This window comes from Desulfovibrio sp. 1188_IL3213 (genome assembly GCF_036763145.1).
GTDB lineage: Bacteria > Desulfobacterota > Desulfovibrionia > Desulfovibrionales > Desulfovibrionaceae > Desulfovibrio.
In genome coordinates this window covers 1-1,333 of record NZ_JBAIYR010000542.1, presented here as the reverse complement: position 1 = coordinate 1,333, position 1,333 = coordinate 1, and the positions used below count along the sequence as shown (strand labels likewise).

Annotated in this window: 2 protein-coding genes and 1 pseudogene; all 3 read left to right on the top strand. The window is 60.3% G+C overall.

Annotation, left to right across the window (positions count from 1 at the left end; genetic code table 11):
- Positions 1 to 414 (top strand): annotated as a pseudogene (locus V6C16_RS13440) (phage baseplate assembly protein V); the annotation flags it as partial.
- Between the two features lie 69 nt (positions 415 to 483).
- On the top strand, positions 484 to 837 hold the full coding sequence (locus V6C16_RS13435; RefSeq protein ID WP_072312614.1) for a phage GP46 family protein: 354 nt from the start codon (positions 484 to 486) through the stop codon (positions 835 to 837).
- Positions 838 to 839: 2 nt separating this feature from the next.
- Positions 840 to 1,333 (top strand): baseplate J/gp47 family protein (locus tag V6C16_RS13430; protein WP_333543459.1); only part of this gene is annotated, 494 nt, incomplete at its 3' end.

Here is a 1,333-nt window from a genome sequence, read left to right as displayed (position 1 = left end):
AGCAGCGCCAGCGTGGTCATTGCCACCGAGCACGGCGCGTATCGCCTCAAGGTCGCCCCCGGTGAGGCCCGCATGTACAGTCAGGAGGGCGCGTACGTCCATATCAAAGCCGGGCGCATAGTCGAAATAGACTGCGATAATCTCAATATCAATGTTAAAAACCATGCCAAAATTACAGCGGGAAACGGTGTCATAATTGACACTCCGCAAACAACTGTCACCGGCAACCTGACGGCCACAGGCGAAAAGGGCGACACTGTTGCAATGACCGCCAATGTCAAAATCACGGGCGACATTGCCCAGAGCGGCAGCATGACATCCACCGGCGACCACACTGCGGGCGGCATCAGCCTCACCCAGCACTCCCACACGGGCGTGCAGACGGGCAGCGGCAGTACAGGCCAGCCCCAATAGCCAACCGCTGACGTGCGCCAGTCTTTTTTCTGTCCGCCGTCTTGTTACACAAGACGCACGGAGACAACGATGGACGCGCAAATTAACCCCACAACAGGCGATTACACAGGCAGCCGCATCAGCCATCTTGGCAATGCGGTCTACCTGCGCCTTTGCACGCCGCTCGGCACATGGTGGGCCGACACAACGCTTGGCAGCCGCCTGCACGAGTTGCAGCGCGAAAAAGACGTGCCACGCATCCAGCTACTTGCCCGGCAATATGCAGAACAAGCCCTTGAGCAGCTTATACGGGAAGGCCGCGCCCGCTCTGTCACGGTCACAACGCAGCAGCCGCATGACGGGCGCTGCCTGATGCTTGTTGAGGTGGTGGACGCCACGGGTACGCCGTATACATTTGAGCATTTTGTGCAGGTAGGGGGCTAGGCATGCCGTACACCATTCCCAGCTTTGATAGCATCCGTACCCGCATGCTGCGCGACATGCGCAACCTTGACCCTGCCGCCCATACTGATGCGGACAGCGACAATTATATACGCGCCACTGGCACAGCCAGCGCCGCCGAGGGCTTGTACGATCATCAGGCATGGATAGTGCGCCAGATCATCCCTGACACCGCAGACCCGGAATATCTGGAGCAACATTGCGCCCTGCGCGGCATTACGCGCCGCGCGGCCACCAAAGCTACAGGCACAATTACGGTCACAGGTCGCCCCGGCTCTATTGTGCCCGCCTATACCCAGGCCAAAGATGCCGACGGCACCGTGTATCAGACCACAGCTGCCGTAACCCTTACAGGCACGGGCGAGGCTGTAACAGCGTCCGCCCCATGCGAGGCTGCACAGGCCGGGGCGCTACCGGATGTCGTCGGCATGCAGGTCACGCTGTTGTCAGCGCCGTCTGGTGTGCAGGCCAAGGGTCT

Excerpts from the sequence above, each read along its gene's own strand:
- V6C16_RS13435 (WP_072312614.1), top strand. The coding sequence starts at position 484 with ATGGACGCGCAAATTAACCCCACAACAGGCGATTACACAGGCAGCCGC.